A 14,548-nucleotide genomic window follows, 5' to 3' on the forward strand; every position below is an offset into this window, starting at 1 on the left:
CACTTCTGAGGGCCTATAGCTCAGTTGGTTAGAGCAGAGGACTCATAATCCTTTGGTCCACGGTTCAAGTCCGTGTGGGCCCACCAAATAAAAAGCCGCGCTGAATGCGCGGCTTTTTCGTTTCTGCAGATCTCTCCAGCCTTCGTCCCTTCCGGCTTCCCTATCACCCCACAAATCCCACATTCCTCTCCGCCCACGTCGCCAAAAAGCTTTTCAACAGCGCCGACTGCGGCCGGTTGAACAGGTCCGCCGGCGCTCCTTGTTCTTCGATCATTCCATTTGCCAAAAACACTACCTTGTCGGCTACCTGCGCGGCAAAGCCCATTTCGTGGGTGACGATGACCATGGTCATGCCATCGGCGGCGAGGGTGCGCATGACTTTTAGCACTTCGCCGACCAGTTCCGGGTCGAGCGCTGAGGTGGGTTCGTCGAAGAGCATGATTTTCGGCTCGCGGCCAAGCGCCCGGGCGATGGCGACGCGTTGTTGCTGGCCGCCTGAAAGGGTGTTGGGGTAGGCGTCGATTTTGTGGGCCATGCCGACTTTGTCCAGGACTTCGAGAGCTTTGGTCTTGGCGGTTGCGGCGTCCATGCGGCTGACTAGGCGCAGGGGTGCCATGACGTTTTCGAGCACGGTTTTGTGCGGCCACAGGTTGAATTGCTGGAACACCATGACGACGTTGGCGAGGTCTTTTTGCACGACCCATTCGGGAAGCCGGGTGAGGTTGCCGGCAGGGTCGGAGCCGTAGCCGATCAGCCGACCCTGCACTTGCACTTCGCCGCCGTCGTAGGTTTCAAGAAAGTCGATGCAGCGCAGCAGGGTGCTTTTGCCCGAGCCTGAGCCGCCGATGATGCACATCACTTCGCCTTTGTGCACATCCAGACTGATGCCTTTGAGCACGGCATTGCTGCCGAAGCTTTTCTTCACGTCCACCAGTTTGATGACCGGTTTGCCTAGTTCACGCATGCAATATCCTCAGGTTCCAGGCAGGTAGCGCCGAGTGCGCCGTTCCAGCAGCCGCGCGGTGCGCGCCAGTGCGAAGGTGATCAGCCAGTAGGTAAGGCCTAGAAACAGGTAGGGTTCGATGAAGGAAAAGGTCTCGGTGGACATGCGGCTGGCGGCGCTCATCATTTCCGGCACGGTGATGATTGAGAGAATGGCCGACTCCTTCACTAGCAAGATGGTCTGATTGACGATCGACGGCAGGATCAGGCCGAGCATGTGGGGCAGTTTTACGTGGGTTAGTACTTGCCAGCGGGAAAATCCCAGGTCGCGGGCGGCCTCGATTTGCCCTGGCGGTACGCTCAAGAAACCGCCGCGAAAGATTTCTGCGAAGTACGCGGCGCTGTAGAGCCCCAGACCGCCGATGCCAACTTGCAGTGCGCTGAGTTCGATGCCAATAAACGGCCCGCCGTAGAACACCAGGTAGATCTGCACCAGAAGCGGCGTGCCACGAAACAAGGTGACGTAGAGCTGGTAGACCAGGCGCGTCAGCCAGTTATTCAGTTGTCCGAGCAGGCACAACAGCAAACCCCACAGAAGCCCGATCAGCAGCGCGCCGGCGCTGGCCAGCAGCGTAAAAAGCAGGCCTTGCAGCAGCAGCGGGCCGTAGCTCACATAAAGGTGCAGGTTCATAGGCCGTCCATCAGCGCGTGCTCAGCCGCTTTTCCAGGTACTTGCCGCCGTGGCTGACGCTCAAGGTCAGCAGCAAATACAGCAGGCCTGCGGCGGTGAAGAACTCCAGCGGCCTATAGGTGGTAGAGGAATAGGTGTGGGCGATGCGCATCAATTCGGTGACGGCGATGGTGGAGATCAGCGACGAGTTTTTGATGATGTCGATGGTTTCGTTTACCAGCGCCGGAATCGTTGCACGCACCACTTGCGGCAGTTGCACGTGCAGGAGGATCTGCCAGCGGTCGAGGCCGATGTCCCAGGCGGCCTCGGTCTGCCCACGCGGCAGGGTTTCAAAGCCGCCGCGCAAGATCTCGGCCTGGGAAGCGCCGCTGTTGAGTGCCAGAGCAAGAATGGCGGCGGGTAACGCCGGCAGGTTTATCCCGATCAGCGGCAACATGAAGAAGATCACGGCCAGTTGCACCAGCAGGGGCGTGCCGCGCAAGGCGCTGATGTAGAAGCTTGCGACGGCGCGCGCGACCGGGTGGCCTGACACGCGCGCGACCCCGGCCAGCACGCCGATGCCGAACCCGAGCACGATGGCCAGCGCGGAAATCCAGGCCGTCATCCATAGGCCATGCAGTAGCTCGCCCCGGTAGCCGAGCACGACACTCAGGTCGAACATGCGCGCGCCTCAGCGCCACCTTGGCGGCGCTGCCAGGCCACGGCGGTCACGCACAGCAACTCGAACAGCATCGTGGCGCCCACCAAGGCGGTGTTGCCGCTGGGGTCGAAGGGCGGTGAAACCTCCACCACGTCGCCGCCCACAATGTCGAGGTCGGCTAGCGAGCGCATCATTTGTTGCGCCTCGAAGGTGGTGAAGCCACCAATTTCCGGTGTGCCCGTGCCGGGTGCGTACACGGGGTCGAGGCCGTCGACATCGAATGTGACGTACACCGGACTGTCGCCCACCACGCGGTGAATTTCGGCTATTACCGCTGGCAGCCCCAGTTGATAGAACTCTTCGATGCTGACCACACGCATGCCGCTGTCGTAGCTGAACTTCCAGATATCGCGGTCGGTGATGCTGCCGCGAATACCGATCTGGATGGTTTTCAGCGGGTCGATCAGGCCTTCCTCGGCCGCCACTTTAAAGGGCGAGCCGTGGTGGAAACGCGAGCCCAGGTAGAAGTCTCCGGTGTCGCAGTGGGCGTCGAAATGCACCAGCGCCAACGGGCCGTTTTTCGCCAGGGCTCTTAGCACCGGCAGGGTTACGGAGTGATCACCACCCACCGACAGCGGCACGATGCCGGCGGCGCAGAGCGGTTCGTAGAAAGCCTGGATCGCGTCATGCGCCGCGGTTAATTCAAAAGGGCTTTCCGGTACGGCATCGCCGACGTCGGCGACACGGCAAAGCTCGAATGGGGCAACGCCGGTGGCCTGGTTGATGATGCGCATAAGGCTCGACTGGTTGCGCACTTCACGCGGGCCGTGGCGCGCGCCGGGACGATTGGTAACGCCGCCGTCGAAGGGAATGCCTACCAGGGCGATGTCTACATCCGCCAACTGTGGGCTGAACGGTGTGCGCATGAAGGTCGCGATGCCGGTGTAGCGCGGCTGGGTTTTCGGATCGGCGCTCATGGCCTGGCTCCAACAGGAAGGTAAACCGGGCGGCCAGCGCAGCAGCCCGGACAGAGGCGGATGCGGTGCGTTAATTCAGCGGCTCGGGCAGCACGCCCTCAGGCACATCCATGGTGAAGCCGAACCACTTCATCTGCAGCTCGGCGAGCTTGCCGCTCTTCTGCAGCTTGAGGATTCCGGCGTTGAAGAAGGCCACCAACGATGCTGACTCCGCCTCTTTGCGTGCCGCCCAGGCGTAGTAGCTCTTGTCGCCGAAAGGCGGTTGCACAATGGCGAACATGTCCGGGCGCGATTTCACCACCGAAGACAGGTTGGGCAGGGCCTGCGGCACGATGTCGACACGGCGTGAAGCCAGGGCGGCGTAGGCCTCGTTGTAATCGGTGAATTCCTTTATGTCGGCGACTTTCTGTCCCTTGGGTGCCAGCACTTCTTTCTCGAATTTGCGTACCGCCGCGCCCTGCGCAGAGCCGGCTTGCACGCCGATGATCTTGCCTGCCATGTCTGCCGGGCTGTTGATGCTGTCGTCCGCCTTGCGTTTGAGGATGGCGACCGAAGCGTCGGAAATGGGGTTGGTGAATGCGTACGCATCGAGGCGTTGGCGGGTGATCATCAACGAGGTCACAACAATGTCGTACCGCTTGGCGTTCAAGCCGGCGAGGATGCTCTGAAATGGCAAGTCCAGTTGCTTGAGCTTCACGCCGGGCAAGTCTTTGAGAATTTCGTCGAGCATGTCTTTGCCGTAGCCGACGATCTTGCCGTCTTCAAGCATTTCAAACGGCGCGTAGCGCGCTTCGGTGGCGACCACGATTTCGCCACGGCTCTTGATCTCGTCAAGGAGGTCAGCCTGGGCATGGGCGGCGGCGAGTAACAGGCCCGCCATGCACAGCAGTTTTTTCAGGGGAGAAACGGTCCTGGGGGTCATACGCACATGCTCCGGCGGTGGACGGCTTGGTTGGAAGGCTGGAGTCATCTTCGAGCAGCGGCTCGGGGCGCAACAAACTGTATCTCCTAATAACCATGCATAAGGTGGGCTAATGCCCCATGTTGGCGCAGCGCCTTTTCAGTAAGCAGGACGTGGCCGGCCGGCCCGCTCGCTCCGGCCGGTGCTCAAAGGCTTGGCACGTTGCGTGCTCAGGTTAAGTCTCGCCAGAGCCCACCAACACGCGCGCTCTATTTCGCCCTAGGAGCTTGTGTGTCCATTCGCCTTCCGCCACTTGAAGCGCTGCGCTATTTCGAGGCCGCTGCCAGGCACCTGAGCTTCACGCTGGCTGCCGATGAGTTGTGCGTTTCACAAAGCGCCGTGAGCCAGAAAGTCATTCAGTTGGAAGATCGCCTGGGCTACAAACTGTTTGAGCGGCGCACCCGCCAACTGCTGCTCACCGAGCCCGGCACCCAGTTGTATCCGGCGGTGCATTCGGCGCTGGGGATGCTCAGCGAAACCCTGGGAGATATCGACACCCGTAGCCAGCAAAGCAAGCTCACGGTGTATTGCATGCCGTCCTTTGCTAACCGCTGGCTGATGCCGCGGCTGCACGACTTCCATAGCAAGCATCCGCACATTGCGCTGCATCTGATCGCGGAGTTTGCCGAGCCAAACTTCCACAACGAAATCGTCGATATCGGCATTTGCCACGGCAAGGCAGAGCAACCGGCAACGGAACAGCATCTGCTGTTTCGCGACTATATCTACCCGGTAATCAGCCCGGCGCTGCTGCAGCAAGTAGACCTGCGGGAACCCGGCGACCTGCGCCGCACCGTGCTGCTGCACGATTCCCTGCCCCACGCCAAGCTCGCCACATCCTGGCAAAGCTGGTTAACGGAACGGGGTGTGCGCCATGTGGATTGCAGCGGTGGCTACCGTTTCAACCAGGCGGATTTAATAGTGGGGGCGGCGCTCAACGGCAGAGGCGTGGCCCTTGGGCGTCACGTTCTGGTGGCCGGAGACGTGGCGCGCGGGCGGCTGATCCCGTTGTTCAACGACGTGGTCGAGGATGACGGCGTCTATGCCGTATTTCTAAAAAAACTGGCCAACCGCCCGCAGATTCAAGCGTTCTGCACCTGGCTGCAGGAACAGGCGCTGGAGTTCCAGCACCAGCAAAGCGTCGAGCGCATTACCGGCCCCGCCCAGGCGTTGGCGGAAGGTGCTGAGCGCCTATAGTGCTTGCTCCGTGCGGCATCCCAAGTTCACAAACCCGTCCCTTTGCGCCCCACGACAGACGGCCCCTCCAGCCCCCTCCTCCCCTGCCGATAACCCCTGTTCAACACTGCCCGCCCGCCGCACCTGGAGTTGAACTAAGCGCCGCGCGGATCAGTCGACTTTGTAGGATGGAAAAATCCGGAGGTCTGTATGGATGTTTCAAGCGTTGCCGCAGCCGCTTCGAGCGCGCAGATGGCGAAGACTGCTTCTGATGTGTCGATCAAGATTCTGAATAAGACGTTGGATATTCAGTCGGAAAGCGCGATGGCGTTGATTGAGGCGATTCCTGAGTTGTCGGCGCTGCCGAGTAATCCGCCGAATCTCGGTAACTCTATTGATGTAATGGTCTGACGGCAGAATTGGCTTAGTGCGTGGGGCATTGCCTACACTGGGCTTATAACAAGACACCCGTAATGACTAATCTGCCCTCATCGGCAGCATGGAGCGAAGATGACTCAGGACAATGCAAAACCAAGCTGGCATCAGCAAGTGGCCGACGATCTGGTCGATCCGGTGATGAAGGACCTGGCCTGGCACGGTCGAACCACTGACTGGTTTTTGCAGGATCTGGTGCGGCTGACCAATGAGACCGATCTGCAAGTGGGCGTCACCTTGTCGACGCCAGCGGGCATGATTTCGGGAATCTTGATCAGCGTTGAACAGTATTTCCAGTTGTTCGGTGAGTCATTTTCCAGCTCGTGGCCAGCGGCTGATGCCGATCGGTTGCGCGCGCACTATGCCGAGTTGGGTAAGTCGCGGTTGCCGAAGTCCGATGGCGAAACGCCGCCGCCTGTGCAGTATCTGCATTTGAAAGATGCCAAGTTGAGTACGCCCTCCGGGCAAATGCCGGCGAGCGAGGGCTTGCTGTGGCGCGGCACCATTGCGTCGATTTCCGGTTTCTCGTTGGGGCTGTTGGCGGACGACGCCGGCGACATCCAGCCCACGCTGTAACAGCCACCCAAAAACGCAAAAGCCCCGCTCGCTGCGGGGCTTTTTTGTGCCGGAACGGTTTTAGCGCTTGGCGATGATGTACACGGCGTGAACGATGCCCGGAATGTAGCCGCACAACGTCAGCAGGATGTTCAGCCAGAACGCGCCGCCAAAACCGACCTGCAGGAAGACGCCCAGCGGCGGCAGCAGAATGGCAATCAGGATGCGGATCAGGTCCATGATTCAGGTTCCTTTTAAAGTGGAAAAACGTACCCCATAACCGACCTGCCACGCTCGTGTCTGGTTCAACCTAAGTCTTTTCTCAACCTTTGTGCGTATGTTTCGCCGCGTACAGGCAAAGCATTTCCATGGCGATGGTCGCACCTGCCAGCGCGGTTATTTCCGCATGGTCGTAGGGCGGCGCCACTTCGACGACGTCCATGCCCACCAGGTTGATGCCGCGCAAACCGCGCAGGATTTCCAGCGTCTGATGGCTGGTCAAGCCGCCGCACACCGGCGTGCCGGTGCCGGGGGCGAAGGCCGGGTCGAGGCAGTCGATGTCGAAGGTCAGGTACACCGGATGGTCGCCGACGCGCGCGCGGATTTGTTCGGCGATCTGCTCGGGCGTGTGGCGGTGCACGTGCGGGGCGTCGAGTACCTGGAAGCCCATCACGTCGTCGTTGGTGGTGCGCAGGCCAATCTGCACGGAGCGCGCCGGGTCGACCAAGCCTTCGCGGGCGGCGTGGAAAAACATGGTGCCGTGGTCGATGCGCTGCACCTCCTCGTCGGGCCAGGTGTCGCTGTGGGCGTCGAAGTGGATCAGCGACAGCGCGCCGTGTTTTTTGGCGTGGGCTTTGAGCAGTGGGTAGCTGATGAAGTGGTCGCCACCCAAGGTCAGCATGGCGCAGCCTGCGGCCAGAATTTCGTCGGCGTGGGCTTCGATGGCGCCGGGGGTTAGCTGCGGCTGGCCATGGTCGAAATCGCAGTCGCCGTAGTCGATCACGGCCAGCTCGTCGAACGGGTCGAATTCCCAGGGGAAATGCCGGGCCCAGGCCATTTGCGTGGAAGCGGCGCGAATGGCGCGCGGGCCGAAACGCGTGCCGGGGCGATTGGTGGTGGCGGTGTCGAACGGTACGCCGCTGACGACTACATCCACACCGCACAGGTCGCGGCTGTAGCGGCGGCGCATAAAGCTGGTGATGCCGCCGTAGGTCGATTCCGCCGCCGTGCCGTACAGGCTCTCGCGGGTAAGCGCCTGGTCGTTGCGTGAGGCTTGGTCCATTGCGGTGCTCCTTAGTAGTGGGTGCGAAAGGCGGTCCACAGGCGTGTGCGTTCACGCTGTGCGGCCAGCGGTTGCAGGTGTTCGCTGAAGAGCCGCGCGCGAATCTCGGCAGGCGGGTAAATGTCGGGGTCGGCCGCCACGGCGGGGTCAACCAGCGCGGTCGCCGCGCTGTTGGCGTTGGCGAAGTACACGGTGTTGGTGACTTCGGCGATGGCTTCGGGCCGCAGCATGTAGTTGATAAAGGCCAGCGCTGCTTTGGGATGCGGGGCGTCTACCGGAATGGCCATGGTGTCGAACCACACCAGCGTGCCTTCGCGCGGAATGCGGTACACCACTTCAAAGGGCTGCTTGGCTTCCACGGCCCGGGCGGCGGCGGTAGCGGCATCGCCGCTGTAGCTCAGCGCCATGCAGATTTCGCCTTTAGCCAGGTCGTCGATCTGCCGGCCGGACGCCACGTAGCGCACGTTGGGCTGCAGCCCGGCGAGCAGTTGCTGAACCGCTTTCAAATCGGCCGGTTCGGTGCTGTAAGGGTCGTGGCCCAGGTAGTTGAGGGCGATGCTGATCACTTCTTGCGGCGAGTCGAGCACCGCGATGCCGCAGTCTTTGAGCTTGCTGGCGTACTCGGGTTTGAACAGCACATCCAGGGTGTTGAGCGGCACGTCGCCGCCCAGCCGTTTGGTCACCGCTTCTTTATTAAGGCCCAAGCCAACCGTGCCCCAGGTGAACGGCACGCCGTAGCGGTTGCCGGGATCGGAGGTGGCAAGTTTGGCCAGCAGCTCAGCGTCCAGGTTCGGGTACAGCGACAAGCTCGCGGCGTCGATGGGCTGCAGCGCTTTGGCCTTCACGGCGCGCGCGAGGCCGCTTGAGGCGGGAAACACCAGGTCGTAGCCGCTGCCGCCGGTGAGCAATTTGCTGTCCAGGGCTTCGGGGCTGTCGAACACGTCGTACTTGATTTGAATGCTGGTCTCGGCCTGGAAGCCTTTTAGCGCTTGAGGGCCGATGTAGTCGGACCAGTTGTAGATGTTCAGCGCCTTGTCTTCGGCATGCAGATGCAGCGGCAACGTGGCGGCAAGCACTAAGGCGCAGGTGGAAATTCGCATGGTTCAAGCTCCTCCGGCAGATAACGGTGGACCGCTCCTCTCGCAGGGGCGCTTCGCGTTCTTCGCGGCGCCAGGAGGCTCTGGATGGGAGGGATACTGCGCCGGCCTTTGCGTTGAATAAATGCAAAGTGATGTAACCTGGCATCGATGCCCATCAATGTTTGGAGCCGCCATGCTCAGCCAAGTACGAGACCTCGATTTACAACTGCTGCGGCTGTTTATGACCGTGGCGGAAAGCGGCGGCTTTAGTGCGGCGCAGGGTGAGCTGGGCATCGGCCAATCGACCATCAGCACGCAGATGGCCAAGCTGGAAACGCGCTTGGGGTTTCGCTTGTGCGAGCGCGGCAAAGCGGGCTTTCGCCTGACGCCCAAGGGCGAAGAAGTGGTGCTGGCGGCGCGCAAGTTGTTCGCTGCCATCGAGGTGTTCAAGGGCGAAGCGCAGGGCATGGCGGACAAGCTATTGGGCGAGCTGCGCATCGGCATTTCCGAGGCGCTGGACCCGAGCACTCTCGACCGCCTCGGCAGCGCCATTCGCTTGTTTCGCCAGCGTAATCAGGCGGTGCATATCGAATTGCTCAGCGCCACGCCGGCTGAATTGGAGCGTCGTCTGCTGCACGATCAGTTGCATCTGGCCGTCGGTTATTTCTCCGGGGCCCAGCCAGCCATTGAGCACCGTCCGTTATTCAGCGAAGACCAGGCGCTGTATTGCGGGCGCGGCCATCCGTTGTTCGAGCGCAAGAAGCTGCGGCTGGAAGACTTGCATGACCAGGACGGCGTGCACCATCCCTACCGTTTTTTGCAGCTGGACGAACCCTGGCAGTCGGCCAATAGCAGCGCGCGTAGCGAGCAGGTTGAGGGCTCGCTGGCGTTCGTGTTGTCGGGCGCGCACTTGGGTTATCTGCCCACTCATGTCGCCGCGCCGTGGGTCGCGAGTGGCCAGCTGAGGGCGGTGCTACCGCACAGCCTGGGCTTTGCCGTGCAGTTCCATGTGGGCAGTCATCGCGGTCGCCAGCCCAGCGAAGCGCAGAAGGCGTTTGTGGCCGACTTATTTAGCGTGTTCGGGGTCAACTGAACGGTCTGTCACAGGCGTTTGGGCGATGGCTGGCTATAGTTGCAAGCTGTTCATCCGTTCGCCTCAACCAAGGAGTCACCATGAGCAAAGTTCACCGCGTCGCCGTGCTGGTCGGCAGCCTGCGTAAAGCCTCGATCAACCGCAAACTGGCCCTGGCATTGGCGGACCTGGCGCCCGCCTCGTTGAAGCTTGAAATCGTCGAGATTGGCGACTTGCCGTTGTACAACGAAGACATCGACGTCACGCCGGCACCGCCCGCCTACACCGTTTTTCGTGACCAGGTAAAAGGCGCCGATGCGCTGCTGTTTATCACCCCGGAATACAACCGCTCGGTACCAGCGCCGCTGAAAAACGCCATCGACGTCGGCTCGCGCCCGTATGGCCAAAGCGCGTTCAGCGGCAAGGCCGGTGCGGTGGTCAGCGCGTCCCCCGGTGCGGTCGGTGGCTTTGGCGCCAACCATCATTTGCGCCAGTCCATGGTGTTTCTCGACGTGCACATGCTCCAGCAGCCAGAAGCTTATCTGGGTGGCGCCGGCAGTTTTTTCAGCGAAGACGGTACGCTGAGCGATGGCATCAAACCGTTCCTGCAAAAGTTCATCAACACCTACGCCCAGTGGGTTGCGCTGCATAGCAAGGGCTGATGCGCCACGCGGCGGTCTGCTCGCAACGAGCCGGCCGCCACGCCTTCCACGAATTTTTCATGTGCCGTTGACCTTCTTTTCACCCTCGCCTTTGCATCCTGCGCTCGGAAACATGCCGTAACGACTGTCCGATAGGGGCTCGTCCGGCGTGCGCACTCGTACTCCAACGCCTCTCAGGATGCACGCCGATGAATAAACTTCCGCAGATCACCCTGGCCTTCTGGGTGATGAAAATTTGTGCAACGACGCTGGGCGAAACCGCCGGCGACTTGCTGTCGATGACCCTTAACGTCGGCTACGCCATCAGCTCAATGATTTTGATCACCGCGTTTCTGGTGACGCTCATCGGTCAGCTCAAAGCCAAAACCTACCACCCCATGCTGTATTGGCTGGTCATTCTCTCCACCAGCACGGCGGGCACCACGATGTCCGATTTCATGGACCGCACCCTCGGCCTCGGTTACGCCACCGGTTCGGCGCTGCTCGTTACCTTGCTGGTCGTGACCTTGGCCACCTGGCGCTGGAGCGAAGGCTCGCTGTCGGTAGACCGGGTGAACACCACCAAAGGTGAGCTGTTCTACTGGGTCGCCATTCTGTTCTCCAACACGCTGGGCACGGCGCTGGGCGATTTCCTGGCGGACGACTCGGGCCTGGGCTTTGCCGGCGGCGCGCTGCTTATCGGCGGGGCAATTGGCGTGGTGGTGCTTGCGCACTTCTACACGCGCATTTCGTCGGTGCTGCTGTTCTGGCTGGCGTTTGTACTGACTCGCCCGTTCGGCGCGACGTTGGGCGACGTGCTGACCAAGCCGCACGAAAAAGGTGGGCTGGACTTCGGCACTATCGGCTCGTCGGCGGTGCTGGCGGTCATTCTGTTGGCGCTGGTGATTACCGCGACCGTGGTCAGAAACCGTCGAGCGCAGCAAAACGCCCTGGGATTGGCGTAGCCGTCAGACGTTTCAAAAAGCACCGGCCTTGCGCCGGTGTTTTTCATTACGCTCAACAAAGCGCAGTGAAAACAGAAAGGCAGAAAAAAGAAAACCCCGCCGAGGCGGGGCTTTGCAGACTGTGTCCTGACATCCGTAGTCATCCACCATCCTGGTGGAAATCCAGCGTATCCGTGTTGGTTCCTTGGCGCTTCCGTGCACAACGTCCATGTGCAACAGAATAACGAGGCGTTATTACCTGCGGTAGCGGCGATAAGCAGCACGCTTTGTAAGCTTTGGCTTACAAAGGTTTAAACCATGCCTTAGGTCTGCTTTATTTTGCGAACGGGCTCTTGTTAGACTCGCATTGTCCTACAAAATCTAAAAACCACGCCGCCGTCCATGCAGTACTTTGGGGTTCATGTCTCATGCGCGCAGTAGCAGTTGCCCTGGCTGGTTTATCGGTTTGCATGAGTGGCGGCGCCTCAGCCGGCGGACAAAACCAGCTGGCTGACCCCAAGATCGCCGTCGACCAATTCTTCTGGAAGCAGCTCTACCCCAAAGGCGGTACCACGCTCTATTGCGCCAAGCCGTTTGTGAGCGAACGCGGGCAGGTGGCCGCGAGCCTGGTCTACACGGCCAAGCAGATAAAATCGGCCTTGCGCTGCGTCACCGATAGCCAGTGCGCCGAAGCCAACCCGCAATATCCCTATATGTTGAGCGACCTGCACAACATGTACCCCGCCCTGACCCTGGTCGAACTGGCGCGCCGCAACGCGCAATTCGGCGAATTGGGCGATGACGTGTCGAGCAAATTCAGCGATATCGGCTGCCAATTGAAAGCCAGCTTCCAACTGATCGAGCCGCCGGATTCGGCCAAAGGCAACGTCGCGCGGGCGATCTTTTACATGCGCAGCGAGTACGGCTTGCCGGTGGTGGGCCAACTGCAAATGTACAAGCGCTGGAGCCAGCTCGATCCGCCGGACGCCGAGGAAAAAGCGCGCAACGATCAGATTGAAGCGTTGCAAGGCACGCGCAATCGGTTTATCGACGCGCCGGCGGCGGCGGAACAGCTGACTCAGGAGTAATCCGACCCTGTGGCGCAGTTGGGCGGCATTTCGATCTGCCGCGATGCTTGTGGACCTGCCAAGCCCCATCGAGGCTAAAGCCTCTCCTACAAAAGCGATCTGGCTACGATAAAAAAAGCCCCGCATCGGCGGGGCTTTTTGTTAACGCGAAACGACCATCAGAACTGCGCAGCATCCAGCAGGTACAGCGACTCGCTACCGGCTTTTACCGACGCTGTCAGCGAGTGAATACGCGGCAGCAGACGGGCGAAGTAGAAGCGTGCGGTGCCCAGTTTGCTGGCGTAGAACTCGTCCTGGGTTTCTTTGCCCAGCGCCGCGCGCGCCATCAACGCCCACATGTAGGCGTAAGCGGTGTAGCCAAACACGTGCAGGTATTCCACCGACGCCGCGCCGATTTCGTTCGGGTTCGACTTGGCGCTGTCGAGCAGCCAGACGGTGAGGTCGTCGAGGTTGGCGATGGCCGCTTTCAGCGGTTCAACAAACTCCGCCATCTCGCCGTTGGCGCTGCCGATGAAGGCTTTCACTTCGTCAGCGAAGTGCTTGTAGAACGTGCCGCCGCTGCCGACGATTTTGCGGCCCACCAGGTCGAGCGCCTGGATGCCGTTGGTGCCTTCGTAGATTTGCGTGATGCGCACGTCGCGCACCAGTTGCTCTTGGCCCCACTCACGAATAAAGCCGTGGCCGCCGAAAATCTGCTGACCGTGCACGGTGGTTTCCAAACCGAGGTCAGTCAGGAACGCTTTGGCGATTGGCGTCAGCAGGGCCACCAACTCTTCGGCGCGTTTGCGCGTGGTCGGGTCTTCGCTGAACTTGGCGGTGTCGAGCTGCATGGCCACGTAAGTGGAGAACGCGCGGCCACCTTCGTTGCTGGCCTTCATGGTCAACAGCATGCGGCGCACGTCGGGGTGCACGATGATCGGGTCGGCCACTTTGTCTTTGGCAACCGGGCCGGTCGGCGCGCGGCTTTGCAGACGGTCGCGGGCGTATTCAATGGCGCTCTGGTACGAACGCTCACCAGCGGCCAGGCCTTGAATACCAACGCCGAGGCGCTCGTAGTTCATCATGGTGAACATGGCCGCCAAGCCTTTGTTCGGGCCGTCGATGATGTAACCGGTGGCGCCGTCGAAGTTCATCACGCAGGTGGCCGAACCCTGGATGCCCATCTTGTGCTCGATGGAACCGCACGACAGGGTGTTGCGCTCGCCCAGGCTGCCGTCGGCATTGACCATGAACTTGGGCACCAGGAACAGCGAGATGCCTTTGGAGCCCGCTGGCGCGTCCGGCAGTTTTGCCAGCACCAGGTGGATGATGTTTTCGGTCAGGTCGTGCTCGCCGCCGGTGATGAAAATCTTCGTGCCGGTGACTTTGAACGAGCCGTCAGCCTGCGGCTCGGCCTTGGTGCGGATGATGCCCAGGTCGGTGCCCGAGTGCGGCTCGGTCAGGCACATGGAGCCGGCCCAAACGCCGGAATACATGTTCGGCAGGTAGGTTTCTTTCAGCTCGGCGCTGGCGTGGGCGTTGATCGACAGGCAGGCGCCGGCGGTCAGCATCGGGTACAGGCCGAACGACAGGTTGGCGGCGTTGAGCATTTCCTCAACCTGCGCGCCTAGCACTTTGGGCATGCCCATGCCGCCGTAAGCCGGGTCACCGCCTACGCCAACCCAGCCGCCTTCGCCGTAAATTTTGTAAGCCTCAGGGAAACCCGCCGGGGTGGTGACCACGGTGTTGTTCCAGCTGCAGCCTTCTTCATCGCCGCTACGGTTGAGCGGGGCGATGGTTTTTGCAGTGACCTTGCCGGCTTCTTCGAGGATCGCCTCGGCCGTATCTGCATCGACGACTTCCGCCAGCGCAGGCAGTTGTTGCCAGAGTTTGGAGACCTCAAACACTTCATTGAGGACGAAACGCATATCGCGCAGGGGAGCTTTGTAGTCGGCCATGGTAGTGATCCTCGAACGATCCAACGATGCGGCCTAAAGGCCGGTATGACGCAGGCCTCGGAGTTTACCCGAACAACTTTTCAGACACATAGGGTCATGGTGGGACCGGATAGTCACGCCACAGTCAC

Annotated in this window: 16 protein-coding genes and 1 tRNA gene; 8 read left to right on the top strand and 9 right to left on the bottom strand. The window is 60.9% G+C overall.

All coding sequences use genetic code 11. The features are described from left to right. Positions 1–9: 9 nt before the first annotated feature. Positions 10–86 (top strand) — tRNA-Ile (locus ACZZZU_RS12850). Between the two features lie 77 nt (positions 87–163). Here ACZZZU_RS12850 and ACZZZU_RS12855 read toward each other — a convergent pair. The 5 genes from ACZZZU_RS12855 to ACZZZU_RS12875 form a co-directional block, all read right to left on the bottom strand. Continuing rightward, positions 164–964 carry an amino acid ABC transporter ATP-binding protein gene (locus ACZZZU_RS12855; protein WP_463550801.1) on the bottom strand — a complete coding sequence of 267 codons (801 nt, stop codon included), beginning with the start codon at positions 962–964 and terminating at the stop codon, positions 164–166. Positions 965–973: 9 nt separating this feature from the next. Beyond that, positions 974–1,633: an amino acid ABC transporter permease gene (locus ACZZZU_RS12860; RefSeq protein ID WP_463550803.1), complete on the bottom strand. Its 660-nt coding sequence runs from the start codon at positions 1,631–1,633 to the stop codon at positions 974–976. 10 nt (positions 1,634–1,643) lie between these two features. Then, entirely contained in the window at positions 1,644–2,294 is a 651-nt protein-coding gene (locus ACZZZU_RS12865; RefSeq protein ID WP_463550804.1) for an amino acid ABC transporter permease, read from the bottom strand. Further along, positions 2,282–3,250: an agmatinase gene (speB, locus tag ACZZZU_RS12870; protein ID WP_463550805.1), complete on the bottom strand. Its 969-nt coding sequence runs from the start codon at positions 3,248–3,250 to the stop codon at positions 2,282–2,284. Before speB (ACZZZU_RS12870) ends, ACZZZU_RS12865 begins: the two co-directional genes overlap by 13 nt. Before the next feature lie 70 nt (positions 3,251–3,320). Next, positions 3,321–4,172: a transporter substrate-binding domain-containing protein gene (locus ACZZZU_RS12875; RefSeq protein WP_163016475.1), complete on the bottom strand. Its 852-nt coding sequence runs from the start codon at positions 4,170–4,172 to the stop codon at positions 3,321–3,323. Positions 4,173–4,442: 270 nt separating this feature from the next. Between ACZZZU_RS12875 and gcvA the strand changes: the two genes are divergently transcribed. From gcvA to ACZZZU_RS12890, 3 genes are all read left to right on the top strand, one after another. Further along, positions 4,443–5,408: a transcriptional regulator GcvA gene (gcvA, locus tag ACZZZU_RS12880; protein WP_463550806.1), complete on the top strand. Its 966-nt coding sequence runs from the start codon at positions 4,443–4,445 to the stop codon at positions 5,406–5,408. A gap of 189 nt (positions 5,409–5,597) precedes the next feature. Next, positions 5,598–5,798 (top strand): YjfB family protein, encoded by a 201-nt coding sequence (locus ACZZZU_RS12885; RefSeq protein WP_122492005.1) that lies wholly within the window; start codon positions 5,598–5,600, stop codon positions 5,796–5,798. A gap of 99 nt (positions 5,799–5,897) precedes the next feature. Continuing rightward, positions 5,898–6,398: a hypothetical protein gene (locus ACZZZU_RS12890; protein ID WP_122492006.1), complete on the top strand. Its 501-nt coding sequence runs from the start codon at positions 5,898–5,900 to the stop codon at positions 6,396–6,398. Positions 6,399–6,458: 60 nt separating this feature from the next. Here the strand turns inward: ACZZZU_RS12890 and ACZZZU_RS12895 are convergent, their stop codons facing one another. The 3 genes from ACZZZU_RS12895 to ACZZZU_RS12905 form a co-directional block, all read right to left on the bottom strand. Continuing rightward, positions 6,459–6,617, bottom strand: coding sequence for a YqaE/Pmp3 family membrane protein (locus tag ACZZZU_RS12895; protein ID WP_074939855.1), 159 nt, complete (start codon positions 6,615–6,617; stop codon positions 6,459–6,461). Between the two features lie 82 nt (positions 6,618–6,699). Next, positions 6,700–7,659, bottom strand: coding sequence for an agmatinase (gene speB, locus ACZZZU_RS12900; protein ID WP_463550807.1), 960 nt, complete (start codon positions 7,657–7,659; stop codon positions 6,700–6,702). An 11-nt stretch (positions 7,660–7,670) separates the two neighbouring features. After that, positions 7,671–8,759, bottom strand: coding sequence for an extracellular solute-binding protein (locus ACZZZU_RS12905; protein WP_463550808.1), 1,089 nt, complete (start codon positions 8,757–8,759; stop codon positions 7,671–7,673). A 172-nt stretch (positions 8,760–8,931) separates the two neighbouring features. Here ACZZZU_RS12905 and ACZZZU_RS12910 point away from each other — a divergent pair, with 172 nt between their 5' ends. From ACZZZU_RS12910 to ACZZZU_RS12925, 4 genes are all read left to right on the top strand, one after another. Next, complete coding sequence (locus ACZZZU_RS12910; RefSeq protein WP_463550809.1) at positions 8,932–9,831, top strand: LysR family transcriptional regulator; 900 nt, start codon at positions 8,932–8,934, stop codon at positions 9,829–9,831. Between the two features lie 80 nt (positions 9,832–9,911). Continuing rightward, entirely contained in the window at positions 9,912–10,472 is a 561-nt protein-coding gene (locus ACZZZU_RS12915) for an NADPH-dependent FMN reductase (protein WP_463550810.1), read from the top strand. A 188-nt stretch (positions 10,473–10,660) separates the two neighbouring features. Beyond that, complete coding sequence (locus ACZZZU_RS12920) at positions 10,661–11,416, top strand: COG4705 family protein (protein WP_463550811.1); 756 nt, start codon at positions 10,661–10,663, stop codon at positions 11,414–11,416. Between the two features lie 407 nt (positions 11,417–11,823). Beyond that, a complete protein-coding gene (locus ACZZZU_RS12925; RefSeq protein WP_463550812.1) occupies positions 11,824–12,483 on the top strand; it encodes an endonuclease in 660 nt (219 codons plus the stop codon). Positions 12,484–12,641: 158 nt separating this feature from the next. Here the strand turns inward: ACZZZU_RS12925 and ACZZZU_RS12930 are convergent, their stop codons facing one another. Beyond that, on the bottom strand, positions 12,642–14,420 hold the full coding sequence (locus tag ACZZZU_RS12930; protein ID WP_463550813.1) for an acyl-CoA dehydrogenase C-terminal domain-containing protein: 1,779 nt from the start codon (positions 14,418–14,420) through the stop codon (positions 12,642–12,644). Positions 14,421–14,548: the final 128 nt, after the last annotated feature.

The sequence above is a fragment of the Pseudomonas sp. AC136 genome (genome assembly GCF_979258585.1).

What these genes read in the sequence shown, in the direction of transcription:
- ACZZZU_RS12855 (WP_463550801.1), bottom strand. Translation starts at nt 964, where the DNA reads ATGCGTGAACTAGGCAAACCGGTCATCAAACTGGTGGACGTGAAGAAA.
- ACZZZU_RS12860 (WP_463550803.1), bottom strand. Translation starts at nt 1,633, where the DNA reads ATGAACCTGCACCTTTATGTGAGCTACGGCCCGCTGCTGCTGCAAGGC.
- ACZZZU_RS12865 (WP_463550804.1), bottom strand. Translation starts at nt 2,294, where the DNA reads ATGTTCGACCTGAGTGTCGTGCTCGGCTACCGGGGCGAGCTACTGCAT.
- speB (WP_463550805.1), bottom strand. Translation starts at nt 3,250, where the DNA reads ATGAGCGCCGATCCGAAAACCCAGCCGCGCTACACCGGCATCGCGACC.
- ACZZZU_RS12875 (WP_163016475.1), bottom strand. Translation starts at nt 4,172, where the DNA reads ATGACCCCCAGGACCGTTTCTCCCCTGAAAAAACTGCTGTGCATGGCG.
- ACZZZU_RS12885 (WP_122492005.1), top strand. Translation starts at nt 5,598, where the DNA reads ATGGATGTTTCAAGCGTTGCCGCAGCCGCTTCGAGCGCGCAGATGGCG.
- ACZZZU_RS12890 (WP_122492006.1), top strand. Translation starts at nt 5,898, where the DNA reads ATGACTCAGGACAATGCAAAACCAAGCTGGCATCAGCAAGTGGCCGAC.
- ACZZZU_RS12895 (WP_074939855.1), bottom strand. Translation starts at nt 6,617, where the DNA reads ATGGACCTGATCCGCATCCTGATTGCCATTCTGCTGCCGCCGCTGGGC.
- speB (WP_463550807.1), bottom strand. Translation starts at nt 7,659, where the DNA reads ATGGACCAAGCCTCACGCAACGACCAGGCGCTTACCCGCGAGAGCCTG.
- ACZZZU_RS12905 (WP_463550808.1), bottom strand. Translation starts at nt 8,759, where the DNA reads ATGCGAATTTCCACCTGCGCCTTAGTGCTTGCCGCCACGTTGCCGCTG.
- ACZZZU_RS12910 (WP_463550809.1), top strand. Translation starts at nt 8,932, where the DNA reads ATGCTCAGCCAAGTACGAGACCTCGATTTACAACTGCTGCGGCTGTTT.
- ACZZZU_RS12915 (WP_463550810.1), top strand. Translation starts at nt 9,912, where the DNA reads ATGAGCAAAGTTCACCGCGTCGCCGTGCTGGTCGGCAGCCTGCGTAAA.
- ACZZZU_RS12920 (WP_463550811.1), top strand. Translation starts at nt 10,661, where the DNA reads ATGAATAAACTTCCGCAGATCACCCTGGCCTTCTGGGTGATGAAAATT.
- ACZZZU_RS12925 (WP_463550812.1), top strand. Translation starts at nt 11,824, where the DNA reads ATGCGCGCAGTAGCAGTTGCCCTGGCTGGTTTATCGGTTTGCATGAGT.
- ACZZZU_RS12930 (WP_463550813.1), bottom strand. Translation starts at nt 14,420, where the DNA reads ATGGCCGACTACAAAGCTCCCCTGCGCGATATGCGTTTCGTCCTCAAT.